The sequence below is a fragment of the Methylobacterium sp. UNC300MFChir4.1 genome (genome assembly GCF_900110155.1).
Lineage (GTDB): Bacteria > Pseudomonadota > Alphaproteobacteria > Rhizobiales > Beijerinckiaceae > Methylobacterium.
Map to the genome: position 1 here is coordinate 1 of NZ_FOCS01000070.1, position 1,524 is coordinate 1,524.

Annotated in this window: 2 protein-coding genes; one reads left to right on the plus strand and one right to left on the minus strand. The window is 60.4% G+C overall.

Annotated elements, in window-relative coordinates:
* Positions 1 to 172 precede the first annotated feature (172 nt).
* On the plus strand, positions 173 to 727 hold the full coding sequence (locus BMY19_RS30285) for a PAS domain-containing protein (protein WP_100253895.1): 555 nt from the start codon (positions 173 to 175) through the stop codon (positions 725 to 727).
* 349 nt (positions 728 to 1,076) lie between these two features.
* Here BMY19_RS30285 and BMY19_RS30290 read toward each other — a convergent pair.
* Positions 1,077 to 1,524: transporter substrate-binding domain-containing protein (locus BMY19_RS30290; protein ID WP_244535090.1), on the minus strand; the 448-nt coding region annotated here is incomplete at its 5' end.

A 1,524-nucleotide genomic window follows, 5' to 3' on the forward strand; every position in this document is an offset into this window, starting at 1 on the left:
TCAAGTCGAGACACAAAACGATCCTCTCGTGGCGGATCGTCAAACTGCCCGGTCAGGTCGCCCCACAGAAGATGGGGCCGGAACATCGCTTACTGTCAACTTCTGGACGAAGCTGATTTTTTATACAGGTTAAGGTCCGACAACCCACCATTCGGCTCTCGGATATATCGAAATGATCTTCGTCACACAGGCGGACGGCCGCGTGACCTACGTCAGCCCCGAGTGGGCCGCATTCACCGGCCAGGCAGCTGCTGAAGCCGTGGGACACGGATGGCTCATCTGCATGCATCCTGACGACTACGAGACTGCCGTCACTTTCCTGCGCAGCGTCCGTGATCAGCAGAGCGAATACAGCCTCCGCACTCGCCTACGTCGGGCCGATGGCAGCTACGCCTGGGTGATGATCGGCGCCGTGCCATCCTATGGTCCACCGGGGCACACCTTCCTGGGCTACCTAGGCTCACTAACCGAGATCATTTCCAGCGGCTCGGAGCCGCTGAGTGCCTACGGCACCCTCGCGCGCTTTGTCCCTCCGCCTACGAGCCCGACGACGCCACCCGGCTCAGCCCTGGAAGCCGTAGCTGACTACCTGCTGATCGCGCACGGGCTCATTGAGCAGGACAGCGCCAAGGAAATGCTCCCTGTGCTGAGACAGGCACTCGTGGTGGCGGGCATTCTGCTGGCGCGGAGCATGAGCTCGTCTGAACCGACCGACCAATTCCATTGAATGGGCTGCTGTACGCCCAAGGATGCCATAAAGTCGGCCCTTGGCTGTTTCTGAGAGCAGCTATTCGTAAGCCCTCCGGCAATTTCGGCTCGGGATGGGAAGCGTGCCCTGACCCATTGCACTGAAACAGACGGCCCGCCTTCGACCCAACCCAGACGTTCAGAGGCGTCTCTCAACGGAACGGAAAGCAGCCGTTCAGCTTACGTCTGTCCGACTGGCGAGCGCGGTCGCCGCAGCGTGTGCGACGGCCATCCGCATGCCTACCGCACCTTGATGCTCGGACGTCATCTGAGGGCCGGGTTCGAAAGCGTCATCAGGTCCCTTCGAACCCGATGGCCGCTACTTTGGTTCAGGAATTTGCCTTATCGGACGGCGACTTGATCAGCTCCTTGAGCTTGTCCGACATCGGGAAATTGAGGTTGAGGTCCCGCGGCGGGATCGGGGTCTCAAACCATTTGACGTAAAGTTTGGTAAAATCTCCGGATTTCATTAGCCCGATCAGAGTCTCATCGACGAGAGCCTTGAACTCGGGATCCTCGCGGCGGAACATCAGCGCGTAGGGGTCGGCGGAGTACGCCTTGTCGAGGATCTTGAAGCGGGATGGGTCCTTGGCATTGGCATTCACGCCGGCGAGTAGGATGTCGTCCTCCATGAAGGCGGCGCCGCGACCCGTTTCGACAAGCAGGAAACTCTCGGCGTGGTCTGATCCGCCCCCAGTGAAGTGGTCCGCCCTGAGGTATGGCTTTCGGGCCAGGACGAGGACGGACAGATGGGAACGAAGGGGCACAAGCCGGAGG

Bases quoted from the DNA above. Each gene is read 5' to 3' on its own strand.
- BMY19_RS30285 (WP_100253895.1), top strand. From the start codon at position 173: ATGATCTTCGTCACACAGGCGGACGGCCGCGTGACCTACGTCAGCCCC.